This is a genomic window from Vibrio sp. CCB-PB317 (assembly GCF_022808245.1).
GTDB lineage: Bacteria > Pseudomonadota > Gammaproteobacteria > Enterobacterales > Vibrionaceae > Vibrio > Vibrio diabolicus.
The window spans coordinates 1,716,701-1,734,706 of record NZ_JALGNU010000001.1 but is presented as its reverse complement, the minus strand read 5'-3'; the positions used below and the strand labels follow the sequence as shown (position 1 = coordinate 1,734,706).

General features: G+C 43.7%; 21 protein-coding genes. 10 read left to right on the top strand and 11 right to left on the bottom strand.

Annotated elements, in window-relative coordinates; genetic code table 11:
* Nucleotides 1–175: 175 nt before the first annotated feature.
* The 6 genes from MTR11_RS07985 to MTR11_RS07960 all read left to right on the top strand — a co-directional run bounded on the left by MTR11_RS07985 (nt 176) and on the right by MTR11_RS07960 (nt 5,150).
* Nucleotides 176–994 carry a substrate-binding domain-containing protein gene (locus MTR11_RS07985; RefSeq protein ID WP_005396187.1) on the top strand — a complete coding sequence of 273 codons (819 nt, stop codon included), beginning with the start codon at nt 176–178 and terminating at the stop codon, nt 992–994.
* Between the two features lie 6 nt (nt 995–1,000).
* Nucleotides 1,001–1,699 carry an ABC transporter permease gene (locus tag MTR11_RS07980; RefSeq protein ID WP_005396188.1) on the top strand — a complete coding sequence of 233 codons (699 nt, stop codon included), beginning with the start codon at nt 1,001–1,003 and terminating at the stop codon, nt 1,697–1,699.
* A 50-nt stretch (nt 1,700–1,749) separates the two neighbouring features.
* Nucleotides 1,750–2,469, top strand: a complete 720-nt coding sequence (locus tag MTR11_RS07975) for an energy-coupling factor ABC transporter ATP-binding protein (protein ID WP_005396189.1) — start codon at nt 1,750–1,752, stop codon at nt 2,467–2,469.
* Nucleotides 2,447–3,034, top strand: coding sequence for a molybdenum cofactor guanylyltransferase MobA (gene mobA, locus MTR11_RS07970; RefSeq protein WP_025534433.1), 588 nt, complete (start codon nt 2,447–2,449; stop codon nt 3,032–3,034). Before MTR11_RS07975 ends, mobA begins: the two co-directional genes overlap by 23 nt.
* Nucleotides 3,031–4,809: a bifunctional molybdopterin-guanine dinucleotide biosynthesis adaptor protein MobB/molybdopterin molybdotransferase MoeA gene (locus tag MTR11_RS07965; protein WP_243327267.1), complete on the top strand. Its 1,779-nt coding sequence runs from the start codon at nt 3,031–3,033 to the stop codon at nt 4,807–4,809. Before mobA ends, MTR11_RS07965 begins: the two co-directional genes overlap by 4 nt.
* A gap of 74 nt (nt 4,810–4,883) precedes the next feature.
* On the top strand, nt 4,884–5,150 hold the full coding sequence (locus MTR11_RS07960; protein ID WP_005377584.1) for a DUF2960 domain-containing protein: 267 nt from the start codon (nt 4,884–4,886) through the stop codon (nt 5,148–5,150).
* Between the two features lie 203 nt (nt 5,151–5,353).
* Here the strand turns inward: MTR11_RS07960 and nagK are convergent, their stop codons facing one another.
* Nucleotides 5,354–6,262: an N-acetylglucosamine kinase gene (gene nagK / locus MTR11_RS07955; RefSeq protein WP_006742573.1), complete on the bottom strand. Its 909-nt coding sequence runs from the start codon at nt 6,260–6,262 to the stop codon at nt 5,354–5,356.
* A 173-nt stretch (nt 6,263–6,435) separates the two neighbouring features.
* A complete protein-coding gene (locus tag MTR11_RS07950) occupies nt 6,436–7,185 on the bottom strand; it encodes a tRNA-uridine aminocarboxypropyltransferase (protein WP_199803930.1) in 750 nt (249 codons plus the stop codon).
* 211 nt (nt 7,186–7,396) lie between these two features.
* Between MTR11_RS07950 and MTR11_RS07945 the strand changes: the two genes are divergently transcribed.
* Nucleotides 7,397–8,218, top strand: coding sequence for a sterol desaturase family protein (locus tag MTR11_RS07945; RefSeq protein WP_012841839.1), 822 nt, complete (start codon nt 7,397–7,399; stop codon nt 8,216–8,218).
* 62 nt (nt 8,219–8,280) lie between these two features.
* On the opposite strand, the gene MTR11_RS07940 is transcribed toward MTR11_RS07945, so the two are convergent.
* The 5 genes from MTR11_RS07940 to MTR11_RS07920 all read right to left on the bottom strand — a co-directional run bounded on the left by MTR11_RS07940 (nt 8,281) and on the right by MTR11_RS07920 (nt 12,362).
* The gene (locus MTR11_RS07940) at nt 8,281–8,511 is read right to left on the bottom strand and encodes a hypothetical protein (protein ID WP_005396201.1); all 231 of its coding nucleotides are present in this window, start codon (nt 8,509–8,511) and stop codon (nt 8,281–8,283) included.
* Nucleotides 8,512–8,558: 47 nt separating this feature from the next.
* Nucleotides 8,559–8,939, bottom strand: coding sequence for a hypothetical protein (locus MTR11_RS07935; RefSeq protein WP_005396203.1), 381 nt, complete (start codon nt 8,937–8,939; stop codon nt 8,559–8,561).
* Between the two features lie 242 nt (nt 8,940–9,181).
* Nucleotides 9,182–9,649 carry a hypothetical protein gene (locus MTR11_RS07930; RefSeq protein ID WP_243327266.1) on the bottom strand — a complete coding sequence of 156 codons (468 nt, stop codon included), beginning with the start codon at nt 9,647–9,649 and terminating at the stop codon, nt 9,182–9,184.
* On the bottom strand, nt 9,650–10,063 hold the full coding sequence (locus MTR11_RS07925; protein ID WP_243327265.1) for an NUDIX hydrolase: 414 nt from the start codon (nt 10,061–10,063) through the stop codon (nt 9,650–9,652). It abuts the gene before it with no gap.
* A gap of 280 nt (nt 10,064–10,343) precedes the next feature.
* Entirely contained in the window at nt 10,344–12,362 is a 2,019-nt protein-coding gene (locus tag MTR11_RS07920) for a methyl-accepting chemotaxis protein (RefSeq protein WP_243327264.1), read from the bottom strand.
* Nucleotides 12,363–12,496: 134 nt separating this feature from the next.
* On the opposite strand from MTR11_RS07920, the gene MTR11_RS07915 reads away from it, so the two are divergent.
* Nucleotides 12,497–12,991 (top strand): NlpC/P60 family protein, encoded by a 495-nt coding sequence (locus tag MTR11_RS07915; protein ID WP_065646735.1) that lies wholly within the window; start codon nt 12,497–12,499, stop codon nt 12,989–12,991.
* A gap of 44 nt (nt 12,992–13,035) precedes the next feature.
* Here the strand turns inward: MTR11_RS07915 and MTR11_RS07910 are convergent, their stop codons facing one another.
* From MTR11_RS07910 to MTR11_RS07900, 3 genes are all read right to left on the bottom strand, one after another.
* Nucleotides 13,036–13,380, bottom strand: a complete 345-nt coding sequence (locus MTR11_RS07910) for a DUF3802 family protein (protein WP_005396212.1) — start codon at nt 13,378–13,380, stop codon at nt 13,036–13,038.
* 190 nt (nt 13,381–13,570) lie between these two features.
* Nucleotides 13,571–14,533 carry a GGDEF domain-containing protein gene (locus MTR11_RS07905; RefSeq protein ID WP_005396213.1) on the bottom strand — a complete coding sequence of 321 codons (963 nt, stop codon included), beginning with the start codon at nt 14,531–14,533 and terminating at the stop codon, nt 13,571–13,573.
* The gene (locus MTR11_RS07900) at nt 14,533–15,507 is read right to left on the bottom strand and encodes a response regulator (RefSeq protein WP_243327263.1); all 975 of its coding nucleotides are present in this window, start codon (nt 15,505–15,507) and stop codon (nt 14,533–14,535) included. Before MTR11_RS07900 ends, MTR11_RS07905 begins: the two co-directional genes overlap by 1 nt.
* 224 nt (nt 15,508–15,731) lie before the next feature.
* On the opposite strand from MTR11_RS07900, the gene MTR11_RS07895 reads away from it, so the two are divergent.
* Complete coding sequence (locus tag MTR11_RS07895; RefSeq protein ID WP_005396217.1) at nt 15,732–16,598, top strand: fructosamine kinase family protein; 867 nt, start codon at nt 15,732–15,734, stop codon at nt 16,596–16,598.
* Nucleotides 16,599–16,851: 253 nt separating this feature from the next.
* Nucleotides 16,852–17,046 (top strand): CPXCG motif-containing cysteine-rich protein, encoded by a 195-nt coding sequence (locus MTR11_RS07890; protein WP_005396219.1) that lies wholly within the window; start codon nt 16,852–16,854, stop codon nt 17,044–17,046.
* A gap of 75 nt (nt 17,047–17,121) precedes the next feature.
* On the opposite strand, the gene MTR11_RS07885 is transcribed toward MTR11_RS07890, so the two are convergent.
* Nucleotides 17,122–17,733 carry a riboflavin synthase subunit alpha gene (locus MTR11_RS07885; protein ID WP_243327262.1) on the bottom strand — a complete coding sequence of 204 codons (612 nt, stop codon included), beginning with the start codon at nt 17,731–17,733 and terminating at the stop codon, nt 17,122–17,124.
* Nucleotides 17,734–18,006 lie beyond the last annotated feature (273 nt).

Sequence of the window (18,006 nt, the reverse complement as noted above, 5' to 3'; positions counted from 1 at the left end):
TCTTGTTTGCTATAAGGTGGCTACAGGGCGTATTCAAGTGATCTCAGGATGTTGGTGTTTGTTATTCCAACACCCTAAGACAACTTGCACTTTGAACTAATCGCTCTCGCCCAAGAGGCCTCTCCCAATACATCGGGAGAAAAGCCAAAGAATCATTGGAAAGGAACATATAAAAATGAAAAAAATTGCGCTAACTCTGGCTGCGACGTCAATCACGCTTGTAAGTTACTCTGCGTTTTCCGCTCAAGATGGCGAGCACGTTCGCCTAGCAACCACTACCAGTACTTACCATTCAGGGTTACTTGATTACCTGCTTCCACAATTTGAGAAAGACACGGGCTACAAAGTCGATGTTATCGCTGCGGGTACTGGCAAGGCCTTAAAAATGGGCGAAAACGGTGACGTAGATTTGGTGATGACACACGCACCAAAAGCCGAAGGCACATTCGTTGAGAAAGGCTACGGCGTTCTACCTCGTAAACTGATGTATAACGACTTTGTAATTGTTGGCCCGAAAGCTGACCCAGCAAAAATCAAAAATGACGAAGGCGTGTTAGATGTATTCAAAGAGATCGCAAACAAAAACGCAACGTTCATCTCTCGCGGCGATGATTCTGGTACGCACAAAAAAGAAATGGGCTTCTGGGCTCAAACTAAAATCGAACCAAACTTTGGCGGTTACCGCAGCGTAGGTCAAGGTATGGGCCCAACTCTGAACATGGCGTCTGAAATGCAAGGCTACACCATGACAGACCGCGGCACATGGTTGGCTTATCAAAACAAATTGGATCTAGAAATTCTGTTCCAAGGCGATGAAAAACTGTTTAACCCGTACCAAGTTATTCTTGTTAATCCTGAGCGTTACCCAACAATCAACTACCAAGGCGCGAAAGCATTCAGTGATTGGTTGGTGAACCCTCGCGGACAGGAACTTATCAATGGTTTCCGCCTAAACGGTAAACAACTGTTTGTTGCGAATGCTGAGAGCAAATAACGCAATATGAATCTTGCTGATACAACACTGGAAGCGCTTCGCTTACTGGTGAATTTTGATGCAGACCTATGGGAGATCGTTGCGGTCTCCTTTAGTGTTTCTATCACGGCAATATCTTTAGTGGTATTGCCGGCTATTTTGATGTCCTTTGTACTGGCGTATACCGACTTTCGCGGTAAATGGTTTTTGTTGTCGATCGTGAATACGCTGCAAGCGGTCCCTACCGTCGTGATTGGCCTGTTGCTGTACATGTTGCTGTCGCGCGCTGGCCCTTGGGGAGACTGGCAAATGCTGTTCACTCAGAAGGCGATGATTTTCGGCCAAATGGTGATCTGTTTCCCTGTTTTGGTATCGATGATGCATGGTGCATTGCAATCTAGCGACCGTCGCGCTGTGGAAACTGCCATCACGCTAGGCGTCTCCATTCCGCGCGTGGCCGCTACGATGATTTGGGAAACCCGCTTTCCTCTACTCGCAGCTATCATTGCAGGGTTCTCACGTATCGTAACCGAGGTGGGCTGCTCAATGATGGTAGGCGGAAACATTATGGGCGTAACGCGCAATATTCCGACCGCTATCGCAATGGAAAGCAGCAAAGGTGCTTTTGCGCAAGGAGTTGCATTAGGAATTGTATTACTATCTTTAGCGTTGGCACTAAACTTCTTCTTATCAAGCATGAGAGGCAAAGGCTACCTCAGAACATAGAACATGAAGCAAACAAACGACTCACCATTAACCCCATGTAGAGGCGCATTATGACTATAAAAATCACCGCCGAGCAGTTATCCATGCGCTTTAAAGAGCGTGTGCTTTTCCACATCCCTGAGTTAGCCATCGGCCCAAATGATGCCATTTATCTCAAGGGTGACAATGGTGTGGGCAAAACTACCCTACTCAAAATCCTTGCCGGCTTGCTCAAACCCTCTACTGGCGACGTGGTTGCGCCAAAAGATACGTGGCTGAAAAGACTGACGCGTCGCAATGGTCGTGTCGATGTGATTTATCTCCATCAATCTCCTTACCTTTTTGACGGCACTGTATATGAGAACGTAGTTTATGGAGTGAAATATCAACAAGACACACCAAAAGATAAGCGAGCTCAAGTTATTCACGCGCTGCGCATGGTAGGTTTAGAAACCTTAGCGGACGAACATATTTCCGTGTTGTCCGGCGGTGAAAAACAGCGCGTTGCCATGGCAAGGGCTTGGATCTTAAAACCGTCGATTTTATTGATGGATGAGCCAAGTGCGTCTTTAGACCAAGAATCCATTGAACGATTGGTGGTGATGGCGAAAGATCTTTTGGATCGTGGTTCCAGTATTGTGGTGACAAGCCATCAAACCAACGCACTGACCGACTTATGTAAAAAACAGTGGTGGATTAAAGACAAGACTTTGATAGAGTCTCCTCTGTTGTATGTCATACCAAAAGAAACATCCCAAGAGAATGCATATGCTTCAACCAACACAAACTAGTTGGGTCATTTTGGCTGGTGGCCAAGCCAGCCGTATGGGTGGAAAAGATAAAGGTCTGATTGAATTAAATCAGAAGCCACTCATCGAACACGTTATTGAACGTTTATCTCCACAAACACCACGCATTTTAATTAATGCCAACCGAAACCAAGATGCGTACAGCAAATTTGGTTTCGTATTTAGTGATCAATTCAAAGATTTCCCTGGACCTATGGGCGGTATTCACGCGGGTTTGATGCATGCTGAAACTGACTGGGTTGGATTTGTACCTTGCGATAGCCCACAAATTAACACCGACCTTGTCGAGCGTTTCTGCCAAGCCGCCAAAGAAGACAGTGATATTTTGGTCGCTCATGATGGTGACCATCAGCAACCTGTTTTTACGCTCTACCACAAGCGCGTACTGCCAAAACTCACCGCATTTTTAGAACGTGGCGACCGAAAAATCATTCTGCTCTACAAAGAGTGCAACACCAGTTACGTTGACTTTAGCGACTCACCAAACTGTTTCGTCAACTTGAACACTCCGGAAGAACTGGCGCAATTTGGACAATTAGAATCATGAAACACACGCTAAATATTCCTATTCTTGGTTTTGCAGCTTATTCAGGCACAGGCAAAACCACGCTACTTGAAGCGCTATTGCCAAAGCTGACTGAAGCAGGTTTACGCATTGGCATGCTAAAACATGCGCACCACAACTTCGATGTCGATAAGCCGGGTAAAGACAGCTACCGTTTACGCAAAGCTGGCGCGTCTCAAATGCTGATTGCTTCTCGCAACCGTTTTGCGTTAATGACAGAAACGCCAGAAGCCGAAGCAGAGTTTGAATACCTATTAACACGTTTTGATGAAGACAACCTCGATGTAGTTTTGGTCGAAGGCTGTAAAAACATCGCGTTTCCTAAAATTGAATTGCACCGTGAAGAAGTGGGTAAGCCTTGGCTTTACCCTCACGATGAAAACATCATTGCTATCGCTTCCGACAGTGCGGAGTTGGACTCTGAACTGCCACAAATGAACATCAATGATTTGAATGCCATCGCTCAATTTGTTCTCCAATACGTTCAAGATGCAAAAGCACCAAAATCTAAAGAGAAAGACGCCGCATGTTGCGACACACTTTCTCCTGCTTTCCTTTCTGTGGTTCAAGGCCAAGAAAAAATCCTTTCTTTGGTGAACACGGTTTCGGAAATAGAAGCATGCAAGATTGAAAACGCCTATGGCCGCGTTCTCGCGGAACATATCATTTCACCAGTAAGTGTGCCGCAATACACCAACTCCGCGATGGACGGTTATGCCATCCGCAGTGATGATATTGAGCGCGATAGCTACCAAGTGGTTGCTGAAGTGATGGCGGGCCATGCTTACGATCAGCCTCTGGAAGTTGGTCAAGCGGTGAAGATCATGACCGGCGCACCAACACCACTTAACGGCGACACAGTGGTCATGCGTGAGCAAGCCTCTCAAGAAGGTGACAAGGTCACTTTTAATGGTGCGAATATCAAAGCAGGCCAAAACGTTCGTCAAGCAGGTGAAGATCTCGCTATCGGCAGTGACGTCTTTACCGCAGGCACTCGCCTAGCCTCTCCAGAAATGGGCATGATCGCTTCTCTCGGTTTTGGTGAAGCGAATGTGTTCCGCAAATTGAAAGTTGCCGTGTTCTCCACCGGTGACGAAGTACAAGCGCCGGGAACAGAGCAAAAAGCGAATTCTATCTACGATTCCAACCGTTTTACCATCATGGGCATGCTTGAAAAGCTCGGCTGCGAGATCTTGGATTTCGGTATTCTGGAAGACAACGAACAGTTAATGATTGAAGCGTTGGAAAACGCATCGGCGCAAGCGGACGTGGTTATGACTTCTGGTGGCGTATCCGTTGGTGGTGCGGATTACATCAAACTTGCCTTGGATAAACTTGGTCAAATCGATTTTTGGCGAATCAACATGCGTCCGGGACGTCCACTCGCGTTTGGTCAAATCAACAACAAGCCGTTCTTTGGTCTGCCGGGCAACCCTGTTGCCGTGATGGTCTCTTTCATTAATTTTGTTGAGCCTGCACTGCGTAAGATGCAAGGCGAACAAGGCTGGAAGCCTCTGAAAGTGAATGCCATCGCAACTGAGAATCTTCGCTCTCGACAAGGTCGTACCGAGTTTAGTCGAGGAATCTATGAACTGGATGACACTGGCCGTTTAACCGTTCGTACAACAGGCAAGCAAGGCTCTGGTATTTTGCGCTCAATGAGTGAAGCAAACTGTTTAATCGAAATCTCCCCAGCTATTGATACAGTAAAAGCGGGAGAAAGCGTGACAATTATCCCACTTCAAGGCAGAATCTAGCCCAAACTAGAAATTCAAAGGTCAGCGAGTCTGGCCTTTTTGTTTAATACAGAAACCTTTTCAGAGAGACAGCTATGGCTCGCACCATTCTTTACACTTACAAAGACCAAGACAAAGAACTGACGTTCTCATACCAGCAGCACCGCAACATTCAAGAAGCGGTTGCAGAAGCAGAAGGTATCGATATCACTGAGTTCCTAAAGATGGAGCAACAAATTGAAGCAGTGTCTGACACTAAAGCGGTGCGAAACTACCGCGATAACTACTTCAGAAAATTAGGCTTTAGTAAAATCACCCTAGCTCAAAAAGAAAACCTAGGCGTAGGCAAAAAGAACAAATAAGCTTAGCTGTAAACAGAAAACTCGCGATTCGTCGCGAGTTTTTTTATGCATGCTATTTTTGTTCGTGCTCTATACCCAGCATATAGAAGTTACTTGGGTATATGAGTTACTTCGATATATAAGTAAAAAGCCCCGTTTTACCTTGATGGTCTAAACGGGGCTTTAGATTTCTTCTTACTTTATATCGAGTAAGGTTTCAGTCACTACTTGATGTTTAGGAACGCAGCACCGCGTACACCGCCTGAATCACCGTGTTTTGCTTTGATGATCTTAGGACACTTAGCCACAGACAATAAGTGTTTAGGGATGCGTTTTGGCATCTCTTCATAAATCAATTCGAAGTTTGAAAGACCACCACCCAGCACAACAACATGTGGGTCAGTCGCTGTAAAGATGTTTGCAAAACAGATAGCCAGCAACTCCATAAAACGCTCAACGTGCTCGACGGCTTTCGCTTCACCTTCTGCGTGCGCTTTAATGATGTCGATCGCTTTCTTCTCTTCACCGTAGTAATGGGCATACAGAAGCTCGAAGCCTCGACCAGAAAGGTAACTGTCTAAACACCCCTTCTTGTCACAACCACACCCCAACAGAGGTGCGTTTTCGCCTAAGTGGAACCAAGCATCGATAGGTAAACGAGTATGGCCCACCTCACCTGCTACGTGGTTACGGCCAGAGAAAACTTTACCATCGTAGATAAAACCGCCACCAAAGCCAGTACCTAGGATCAAACCAAGTACGGAAGGCTCATCTTGAAGCTCTTCGTCCCATGCTTCTGATAGCGCAAAACAGTTTGCATCGTTTTCAATTTTTACGCTGCGACCGATTTTAGCTTCCAGATCAGCACGAAGTGGTTTGCCTTTTGCCGCAGGAACGTTAACTGTTAGTACAGTTGCATCATCGGCGTCTTCCATACCTGGTAGGCCAAGACCAATCGTACCTTCGCAGCCAAACTCTGCATCGTATTTGTTAACCAATTCCGCAATGGTATCAACCAGCAGCTCGTAGTTGTCTGTTGGTGTAGGTACACGTTCCGTCGCTACACGCTCAAGCTTCTCGTTAAATGCACCAAATTCAATTTTAGTGCCACCGACATCAAAGCCGTAATACATGTATTTCTCTCCTAAAAAATGCTTAAACGACTCCAAAAATGGCTGGAGTCAAAAGTATAAACTAGTGGCATTATCCATATCTGTACGCCTGCAAACCGTGACCGAATGCAGATTTATACCCTCACCGCAGCCAGTTGAACAACATGCCATCAACAAAAGTTCATTCCTTAGAGTCAGCTCTCGGTTTTCACCCACTCTTTGAAACGTTTTAAATGCGGTCGGTTGGGATCGTTTTTGACTCGGGTCTTGGTCAACATGTAGGTTTCTCTAAAGGCTTCAAACCACAATTGAAGGCATTCCGATGCTTTGTTCTCACCGGCTTGTTTCAAAACTAAAGTCGCAACTTCGGCGGTCGAAAGATGCTGCTCGTTCTCAGAACGGCGCATGATGTATTCTGATAAACACTCCGGCTCGATAGATAAAACTGGTAGAGACTGTAAAAACTCAGAGCGACGGAAAATTTTTCGTGCCTCACGCCAGCTACCATCAATAAAGATCAGCAACCATTTTTTGTTCTGAGCCTCTTCGTTTACTAATCGCGCAGGCTCCAGATCTTCAATTAAACGAGATGGGTCATCCACATAGTCTGCAGGAAATACAATCACTGGTTGGTAGTTGTCATCCTGTAGTAGCTCCAGCATCTCCTCAGACGGTTCTGTTCGGTTCCATTGATAAACGTAAGTCTCTTGAATCGTATCAGCAATTAGACGACCGGTATTACTTGGCTTAAATACTTCGTTTTCAGAAACAATCAACATACATGCAATATTAGCCTTGATGTTTGGCTGAAGATCGCACAAACAGTGTTGCTCAGAAACCTGGCAATATTGGCAACGAACCACTTTACATCCACGCGCGTTGAAGGGCTTGGTTGAGATAGATTGTCGGTACTGATATAAACGGTGGAAAGCGTGAATTCTCATGGTAAGTAATGCCAAGTAAAAAGTAGAGCGCGATTCTACTGACATTATGGTTTCGCCTCAAGATAAGCCCTTCAACGCACCTTACTGTTTGTTGAAATGGTTTCGCCTCAAGATAAGCCCTTCAACGCACCTTACTGTTTGTTGAAATAATTTCACCCTTACCTCGGTCATAGATAAAGTAATAAATAAGGAAATGACAGTGACAGTGACAGTGACAGAAACGACGTTTCAAGATCCCTCGTGGATAAGATTAGGCTTTTTTCTCGGCGTATTATTACTTTGTGCCCTTTGGGAAAACAAACTGCCGAGAAAAACACTTACCGCTTCACGTGGGTTTCGCTGGGTCAATAACTTATCACTGGTTGCTGTGAATAGCTTGATTGTTGCGTTAGTCATGCCTATCGCCGCCTTTCAAGCTGCAATTATCGCTCAGGAGCAACAATGGGGACTATTTAATTTGCTCTCCCTGCCCGCTTGGTTAAACGTGCTTCTAGCGGTTATTCTGCTTGATTTCGTCATTTACGTTCAGCATGTGGTCTTTCACTATGTAAAGCCACTGTGGAAGCTTCATCGAATGCACCATGCCGATCTCGACATTGATGTCACTACTGGCGCACGTTTTCATCCCATCGAAATCATCATCTCGATGGGTGTCAAAATTGCCACTGTATTTATCTTAGGCGTTTCTCCTATCGCTATCGTGGTATTCGAAATAGTGCTCAATGCCAGTGCGATGTTTAATCACAGTAATGCAAAACTGGCTTTATCAGCGGATCAGAAACTGCGAAACGTCATAGTGACGCCAGACATGCATCGCGTTCATCATTCCGTGATAGCAAAAGAAACCAACTCGAATTTCGGTTTCTTCCTTTCTGTTTGGGATCGACTTTTTGGGACATATCGAGCTCAACCTGAGCTTGGCCATGATGATGTCGTAATTGGTATACCGGAAATTAGGAATGAAGCAGAACAACGATTAGACAAGCTGTTAACGCAACCTTTTCGCTATAACCGAAGAAGACGCAACAGTTGAAGAAAAGTTTTTGTGGATGAAGTGCGTAAACAAAGCGAATAGACTAAACCTAAATTACGATGCTAGCTAATGGATTCACTCTCCGTTAGTTGACGTTTTTTGTTTAACTGAGTAATACCAACAAATAAACCAACCACACCAAGCACCGTGCACACCAAAGCATTAGTATTCATTGCTTGTTGTGCTTCTATTGAGCTGTATAGAAAAGCCAGACTGAAGAAAGTGGTACCAAAGCTTAAACCTGTCAGTACGCTGAAACCAGCGAAACTGGCCAAGTCTTTAAAATCGTTCATAACGAATCCCTGTTTACTATCCTTAATTGAGTGATGAAAAGTGAAAGTTAACGAAATATCTGGCGTGATTGTCGATGTTTACGCGCGTTCCATAACCAGATAGATACGCCGAATGAAAAACCTAAGAAGAGTGTTTTCATTTGAAGTGCGGCATTGTTGTCCAATATCTCTAATGTATAGTGAGCGTGCGAGCTAAAAATAACATTGGTCGTCAGAATCAATAGCATAAGCACTAATCCGGAACGACGGTGCTTCACCAATAGATATACCGCTAGTAAGTCTAACAGCCCCAATGAGCTCCAATAAATATTCAACCAGCGTGGCGCAAAATCATAAGGCAAAAAACCGTTAGCAATGTTGTCATAAAGATGAACCACACCGCCAACTGTCATAAAAAGGCATAAGAGAAACACGACGAATTTATCCATTATCGTTTCCTTATCTGAATGAATGCGCAAAGCATATAGAAGTCAGTTAAACATTTGTAATCTCATAGCCATTTTTGAGATCGATAGTGCCTTTAAACAGTACGTGAGGCGTGCGAAAGAAATTTATTCGCTCCTGATAGAAGCATAGTGTTAGCTTTGGCATTTCGCTCAAATCCGCTAGTTTTCCCTCGAGATTAGGTGAGAAAGGTTGTCGGGCTCGCGATGATAAAGATATGTCACACTCAACACTCCTTCGCGATCTCAGACACAAAAACAAATTTTTTCGACGGCGGAAAGATACAATCTTCCGAACATCTAAAGCCTCGTAGCCAGAATCCGTCGTCGAGATCCCGTAGATACAAACCACGTGGATAAGCTTTGTCATTCGAAAGCGGGGAAGACACCACAGTAAGGTACTCTCCCTTCGCCAAGTCAATTTCTTGTAAACGGAGGTATGGCGCAACAACTAAAGGGCAAGGTGATAGATTTTGTGTCGACGCCGCTTCAATCATTTCTCCAAGGGTCGCGCCAAAATAAAGTCCGAAGTCAGACGGTGTTTTTATCGTTAAACAGAACGATTGAATCTCATCTGCGCACTCGACTTTGTCATCATCGAATAGTTGTTGGGCGAAGGGATTCACTTGAACACCCATTTGACTCAGGCGCTTTAACAAATTCGTCTTTGTTAAACCTCCAACTCGCAACTTCACTTACACCACTCCTTGGTCTATCAGTTTTCGAACTTTTTCCAGTGCGTTCTGAAAAACGGTATGCGCTTGTGAGGAAATATCGCTCCCTATATCGTGCCAAAAGAACGCAAAATCATGTCCGCCATCGTCTTGCGTATGAAACGTCCATGAATCCGCTAGATCAGCACACTCGCACAAAACAAAGTGCCATACTTGATTTTGAAAGCCACTGTCCCAGGAGCATAAATACCGAGCGGAGATAACGTGCGTAATTCCAGATTCTTCAGCGAGCTCCCGCTTTGCAGCCGTGATGTAACTTTCATCAAACGTCTCAACAGTGCCCTTGACGAGCTGAATACCCGCCAACGGATGTTTAAAAAGTAAGAACTCTTGATTTTGCTTACGCAGAACGACGGGACAAACTTTATCGATCACAAAACCACTCCTCGTTGTTTAAGCAGAAAGCTTTGGCTTGTTCTGGATATAAAGGAATCGCATGAAGTTGCATTATCCATTCCTTTGAGTTCGGACAACATTCTAGCCATCTTGTTTCACCGAGATAGCATTAACACCACGTAGTGATAACTCAGCCCTTAAGAAATGAGCAAGATGCGATATAACTCACTTTTGCGATTTGAATAGCAATGAGAGGATGAGTAGAAGCAACAAAAAAGCAGAACCGAAGTTCTGCTTTTAGAAGATGAAAACATGTCACTTATGCGGACTGATGTAGCTCGTATTTATGCAACATCGCTTGTTGATGCCCTGCAATTTCTGCCACTTGTTCAGAGCTCTCTACCATGGATTCAAGTTGTAACTTTGTACGCTCTCCAAGCTCGGAAATATTATTGATGGATTGAGACACGTCCGCCGTCGCACGTTCTTGTTCTTCTGTAGCAACTGAGATTTGCTCAACACGTTCTTGAATGTGTTTAACCGCAAGGTTGATATCCGAGAATGTTGATTTCACTTCATTGCTGGACTGCAGCGCATGGGCCATTTCTTCTCTTGAATCACTTACCGCTTGGCGCGAACGCTCTGCTGCGGTAATAAGCTCACTCATCATTGCTCGGATGTTCGTTGTTTGTTGAGAAGTATCACTTGCTAGTTTGCGGACTTCATCCGCGACAACTGCAAACCCACGCCCTTGTTCACCAGCTCGAGCGGCTTCGATTGCTGCGTTGAGAGCAAGCAAGTTTGTGTTGTCAGCAATACCACTGATCATATCGACCATTTCACGAATCTGCTTAACACGCTGGTTTAGCTCTAACATAGATTGCTCATTCATGTCCAAAGAGCTTTCAAGTGATTCCAAACGTTCACGGTTTTGTTCCACAACTTGAACGCCTTTTTCAGTGTGCTTGGTAGCAAGCATCGAGTCCTGTGACGAGGCATTTGTCACTGTTGCTATTTCACGAATGGAGGCTTCAAGTTGCGTAATGGTCGTGATCATGCTCGCCAACGCTTCATTTTGTGTCGTCAACCCATCGCTCGTTTGTTCAGCTGCACTGTGGCTTACTTCGGCCGTCTGATAAAGCGTCTCACAGTTACGTGTAACTGTTTGGATAGAGTTGTTTGTTGAATCAATCACTTGGTTTAGTTTTCGTGCCACTTCTTTTAGTTCATAAGGACCAACCTCTTGTGCATTGTCACGGAAGTCATGCTCGGTAAGTGCTGAAAGACGCGTTAGTACATTTCTTAACCCTCGGTTTGTCCATGACTTCAGACTGAACCAAGTGATCAGAATAATGAAAGAAATCACACACGCAGCAAAAACGATCATAACACTCACTGACTCAATGGTCTCATTGACCACCCGCTCTTTTTCATCGATCAACTGACCAGCGGTTTGGGAGATTTGATCAAGTAACTGCATGGTTTCATCCGCAAGAATCGAAGCCTGTTTAAACTCTGAACGTTGCAGTTCCCCTTGTTCTAGTTTGGCGAGGATCAAACGCAGCACGCCCTTTTCACTAAAGCCTTGCTTCACCATCTCGTACGGTGCCGTTAGGCTTGCGTATTCGCTTACTTCTGGATGTAAAGACTGGAAATCTTCATAGGCGAGATTAATACCTGCAATACGGTTACGCATTTCTCGGTATTCTTTTTCGGCTTTGCTCAGCTCAGAATGCATCATCATTACTAAGAACGTGCTTTCCATTGAGCTCGCTGAGGCAATAAATCGGTTGGCGGCATCACTCGATTCAGGATTTTCGGCACTAAGAAACGAGCTGATTCGATTCATTTCCGGGCCGATAGAGCTGAGTCCATAGCGGAACCCACCAACTCCTGCATCAATATCCATTTGAATTTTTATCACTGAAGATTGCTTCAGTAAAATGGACTGCGTGATGTTATGTAAACGCGCTAAATTTGTATCTAACTCCTCAGAGAGTTGCTCAGCAACACCAGAAGCTTCTCCAACCAAACTTTTACTTTGAGTCGCAAGTGAATCGATTTGCTCTTTTATTAGAGGCAACTCTTTTGGCTCAGCAATTTGCATACCATGGTTGAGTAGCTTAACCATCTCCAATACATTCCTGGTTAACTTTGCGTTCGCCATCGCGATTGGTAACGCTTTTTGCGACAAGTCTTCAAATTGCTCTCCTACCTGTTCCATTCCTTTGAAACTTGAGACAGAAAGGGCTATAACAAGAGCTATGATAGTTAAAAATGTTGCACTAACAGCCTGAATCAGTGAAAGTGATGTGCGTGAGCGTTTTCGCTTTGCCATAATCAATTTTTATTCTTTCTTAAGGTTGAATCGGTTTTGCAGTGATTCCGTCACATTTGTGAGACAAAACCGTGATTTGCAGCCCATACTATGGATTGGTTATGACACTAATATTTCAGTTGTGAGTCGTAGAGATGACAGGTGGTGATTTGCGTCGAGTATATTTTCCTTTGATAATCAGTGTGCTACTAAGCGCCTGCTCTTCTGGGCCTGAACCTAGCGAGCAAGTGCAAGTGACAACACCTACAAATCAGTTATTGGACAATAACCCTGACTTGTTCCAGTTTTATACAGAATGGCATGGCACACCTTATCGCTTAGGCGGCACACAAAAATCTGGTATTGATTGCTCGGCATTTGTGCAAAAAGCCTTTGTTGAGGCTTATCAGCTATCGTTACCCAGGACAACGAGACAACAATCGAAACAAGGTGTGGAATTACATTGGACGGACGCCAAACAAGGAGATTTGGTGTTTTTTAAGACAAGACGGACGACCTATCATGTAGGGATTTACTTGGGTAACAAGCAGTTCATGCATGCGTCAACGTCTAAAGGTGTGATCATTTCAAGAATCGACAACCCATACTGGGCATCTAAGTTTTGGCAAGTAAGAAGAGTTACAATGTAACTCTTCTTGCTTTTAGAATTGGAGATGACTGGTATCAAACAATATCAATCGTAAGTAGCAACGGCAGTATCGAATAGGTTTTTAACCAAAGCGATGTATTCATCAAGGAACGTGATCTGTTCATTAGTCGCTTTTTTATGCCATACACCAGCCAATATCTCGCCAAGATCTTCAACAACCGCATCCGCCTCTTTTAGTAATTTGAAGCGTACGCTTGAGTGAAGCTCTGGGTTTTGCTCAAAGATCGCCATGATGTTTGAAGCCACCATATCGGTGACGACATCTTCGATGCTTTCGGATCCAGTGTCGCCAATTTCAGTCGTGAAAATATCTAGATTTAGCGACAAGTGCTCGATAAGAGCGAGATATCCATCGGTTTCTAAAACCACTGTTTTTCTCCGTTTATTGCAAGCCTTCGAAGCTGAAAGCGGAATAGTTTCAATAGTAAGACATGCCGAGAAAATTTCATTAACTTATTTCATATTAACAAACATTCACGAACCAACTGGATGTTTTTCAAACAATTGCGCTTTGCCTCACTGCGTTCGGATACAGGGTTTCTTCAAACCTTTTTGTATTTCAGTCATTTTCATGCAAACAAGTTTGGTTACGACCGTTTTCTTTTGCACGATACAACGCAGCATCGGCACTCTTTAACCATTGAGTGTGAGTTTCAAAATAAGGTTTATACTCGCAAACACCAATACTTATCGTGTAATTAATCAAAAAATCTTCCACTTTCACGATCTCTTGCTCAATTCTTTTACGTAAACGCTCCGCGAAATAGCAAGCTTGTTCTTGATTCGTATGAGGAAGCAATACCGTAAACTCTTCTCCACCAAAACGACCGCACACATCACTGCTTCTTGCTGTCTTTCTTAATAACGAAGAAGTACGACGAATGACTTCATCTCCCGTCGGGTGACCATAGGTATCATTCACTTTTTTAAAGTGGTCGATATCAAATATTACTAATGAGCATGGTCCGTCGATAACTTTTAGGTGAGCAAACTCTTCTTTCAGCGATTGCTCCCAATAAGCACGATTAAATAAACCTGTTAAACCATCTTTGCGACTGATTTCAGACAAATGTTGATTTGTTTCTTTCAAATGAATGCGATTTCTTGCCGTTTCAGAGACATCATTCACTTGAATAGCAATGTGGCTGACCTCTCCTGAGAGCCCGATTAACGGGGTGATTACGATGTCTTGATACATGAAATCACTGCTGTTTGAAACCGGAGAAAAATTGTTGAATTTAAAAAGGTACGGTCGGTTTTCCCAGCTAGAGAAGGAACGAGTTTCCAGATCGGCGGCGGTTTTTATCTTGGTTTCTAGCCAAGTTTTTGGCAATTCTTCAAAATGATCAAATAAACATTGGCCAAGGATTTCTTGTGACAGAACGCCACTGTATGACTGCATAAAACTGTTCCACACACAGACCTTATACTCTTGATCCAACACGATAAGCCCTGAATCCATCGTATCGAGAATTTGTGTGACCCAATGAAAGTCTGCTATGTCCAGCGTAATATCGGACATTAGATTAGCTCCATGATTTCATAAATAATTTCTACGGATGGTTTATCAATTAAAAACAGTACCTCACACTCAAAATCGAGCGCTTCTGCCATGTAGGTGTATTCGATAGTAAACAGCTCACCTAATTCACCCTGCTCTTCACAGTAAGGCGTTAACGTATCCACAATGCCTGGCTGACGAAGTGAGAATTGCTTGTCGAGCTGATCCCCTAACGATGTGAGAAATGAAGAAACCAGTAAGTTCGAGATATTCAAAATGATTTCATTATGAGGTGTAAACTCAAGCAGATAGCCTAACTTCTCACCAATTTGATTGATGTCTCTACCACGTAAACACACCAGAGCTTCACCATGAATACCGCCACCAACAAACCTCTGCGCAACCGCGACGGAGCCATCACGCCCAACAACGTCGACAAGCGTCATATGAAGTTCGCCATAGGATAACGGACCAACATGTGGAACAGGAAGTTGGATGAACTCGTGTAAGTGGTCTGCCATAATCGCAGCCCCTTTACCAAGGGCAATGTTTGCAATCTCGCGGAATTTGGCTAATGAGGAGAACTCCTCGCAAATCTGGATTTTAGGATCAATCGAATAGCTAGGCTTGAACGCATAGTGCAGCCCCAATTGTTCATAGAGCGGTATCACCTGCTCTTCTGTCAGAGGCTTAGCGATAAAAGCTTGAGCACCGAGCTCTATGCAGCGCTGTTTTGCCTCTTGTTGAACATCTCCAGAAATAATGACGATTTTAGTCTGGTAGTGACTAACAGGTAATGACTCGAGGACTTCAAAACCGTCCATGATCGGCATCGTTAAATCGAGAAACAAAATATCGATATTTTGCTCCGCAAGAATATTTAGCGCCTCATACCCATCTTGAGCTTCGATCAGGTGCAATGATGTATCTTGTACGATGGAGCGCGCAATGAGCTTTCTTGCAACCGCTGAGTCATCACATATCAGTATTTTCATGTCACCAATGGAACTAACGTCAAAAAAATAATAATACCTGTTGTATACGTTCATCTCCATATGCTATGCCGATAAATCAGAGGCTTATAAGCGATTTGATTCACATTTATACAAATTGACTACACTGAGAGGAAGGTTTCTTTACGAAGTATGCTCAACGTAGCGCCAACACCTTGCTTTTTATCCTAAACTGTTGGTGGTCAAATAGATTCGCGAGGTTTTGTATGTGGCAAGCAATATCGCAACAGCTTTCTGATACTTTATTATTCGAGTACCAGATCACGGAAAAAGTAAGACTGTCTGGTGGGGATATCAGTGAAAGCTACATGATCAATGACGGCGAACAGCGCTATTTCGTGAAAATTAACGATCGCGAGTTTTTGTCTAAGTTTGAAGTTGAGGCAGAAAGTCTGCATCTTTTGCGCGAGACATCTACCCTATTTGTTCCAGAGGTTGTATTGGTTGGTAAAACCAAAAACGCCTCATTCCTAATTCTTAACTACCTTCCAACAAAGCCATTAGAAGATGGCCCAAACAGCTTTAAATTAGGACAGCAATTAGCTCACCTTCATCAATGGGGCGAGCAAAAGGAATTTGGTTTTGATACGGATAACTATCTCGGATCCACTCTACAACCCAATAAGTGGCACAAGAAGTGGTGTGTCTTCTTTGCTGAACAACGCATAGGATGGCAATTACAACTTCTTAAAGAAAAAGGCGTCACTTTAGTTGATATCGACGACTTTATAGATGTCGTAAAACAACTGCTAGCAAACCATGCTCCAGAGCCTTCCTTGCTGCATGGCGATTTATGGAATGGGAATGCGGCTCTCACGGCATGTGGCCCTATCTGTTACGACCCCGCCTGCTACTGGGGTGACAGGGAGTGTGATATTGCGATGACTGAGCTTTTTGGTGGATTTCAACCGGAATTTTATCAAGGTTATGAATCTGTTATGCCACTTTCTGCTGGTTATCAAGAGCGTAAAGATATCTATAACCTTTACCATGTTCTCAACCATTGCAATTTATTTGGCGGCCATTACTTGGAGCAGGCTCAACAAGTTATTAATAAAATTATTTCTTATTAATTTGGAAGCCACTACATATTTCAAGATGTAAAACCTCGAGGCACATCACTACAGAAAATGCCCCTAAGCTCAAGGTTGAGTTTGGGGTCAAGTTTTATACTTATTTCGACTCAATTAGCAACAACTCCACCTAATATCAAAGGAGACTTAACTTTGGATTGTGCCTATTTTCCTTGTAGGCAAAGTAAGTGAAGGGCTGTACTTCCTTAAAGAATAGAGTGTTTAAAAGCCCTGCGATATTAGGAGTTGTTGTATGAAAAATTATACCGAAAGGCATGTCAAATGCCCCCATTGTGGACATTCAATCGGCATTACACTAGATGCAAGTAATGGTGACCAAGAGTTTTATGATGATTGCCCAGCTTGTTGCCATGCCATTCACTTAAATATGCGAGTAGATGAGCTGCAAGATAAAGTCGAACTGTTTATCGATGACAATTACGAATAACAACTCGAGCATGTAAGCGTTGGAAACACAAAGTCACTTGAATTAAAAAGGAGCGCTTGGCTCCTTTTTATCATTCTAAAGCTGTTTTGCTGCGAGAACTCGCTCAACAGTATCAACTATGGCTTGAGTCTGAGGGTCAAACTCAATATTAACGCGGTCCCCTACTTGTCTTACTCCAAAGAGTGTTCGTTGCAAGGTTTCTGGAATTAGGTGTACTGAAAAACGACACGCTTCAACCTCACCAATCGTCAAAGAACAACCATCCAAGCCGATATAACCTTTCGCTAATACATATTTCATTGATTCTTGCGGCAGTTGGAACCAAATCGTGCGGTTATTAGGCGTATCGATGATCTCGACAATATCAGCCATCAAACTAATATGGCCAGACATGCTGTGTCCGCCAATTTCATCACCAAACTTGGCAGCTCGCTCAATGTTTACGCTGTCACCTTCAACTAGCTCGCCTAAGTTGGTGAGAGCCAATGTCGCTTGCATTAAATCAAAGCTGATAAGGTTGCCATTTATATTGGTCACGGTCAGGCAGCAGCCATTGTGAGCGGCAGATGCCCCTATTTCTAATCCTTTACAAAGCTCATCGCTTAACTCGACAACATGCGTTTGAAAGCGTTCTTTTTTATCAATTTTAACGACCTTAGCCGTACCCTGAACTATTCCTGTAAACATTCTTTTTACCTATTGATTTCATACAAGCTGCAATCGATGACAGAGCCTGAAGCACAGCACTGTGTATCGAGATAAAACCTGTAGATTATAGAGCAACGACCTATTGAAAAATGGAGCCTTGTTCTCATACATGCTTCTTACATTAACATGATTTATTACAGCTCTCAGTATTAGCGTATCCTGAGCTTAGCGAGCATTAAGTTAGTGTTATCCACTATTCGCAACCTAACTATGGAATATAAACATACAATTGTTTATCATTTGCGCGGAGTT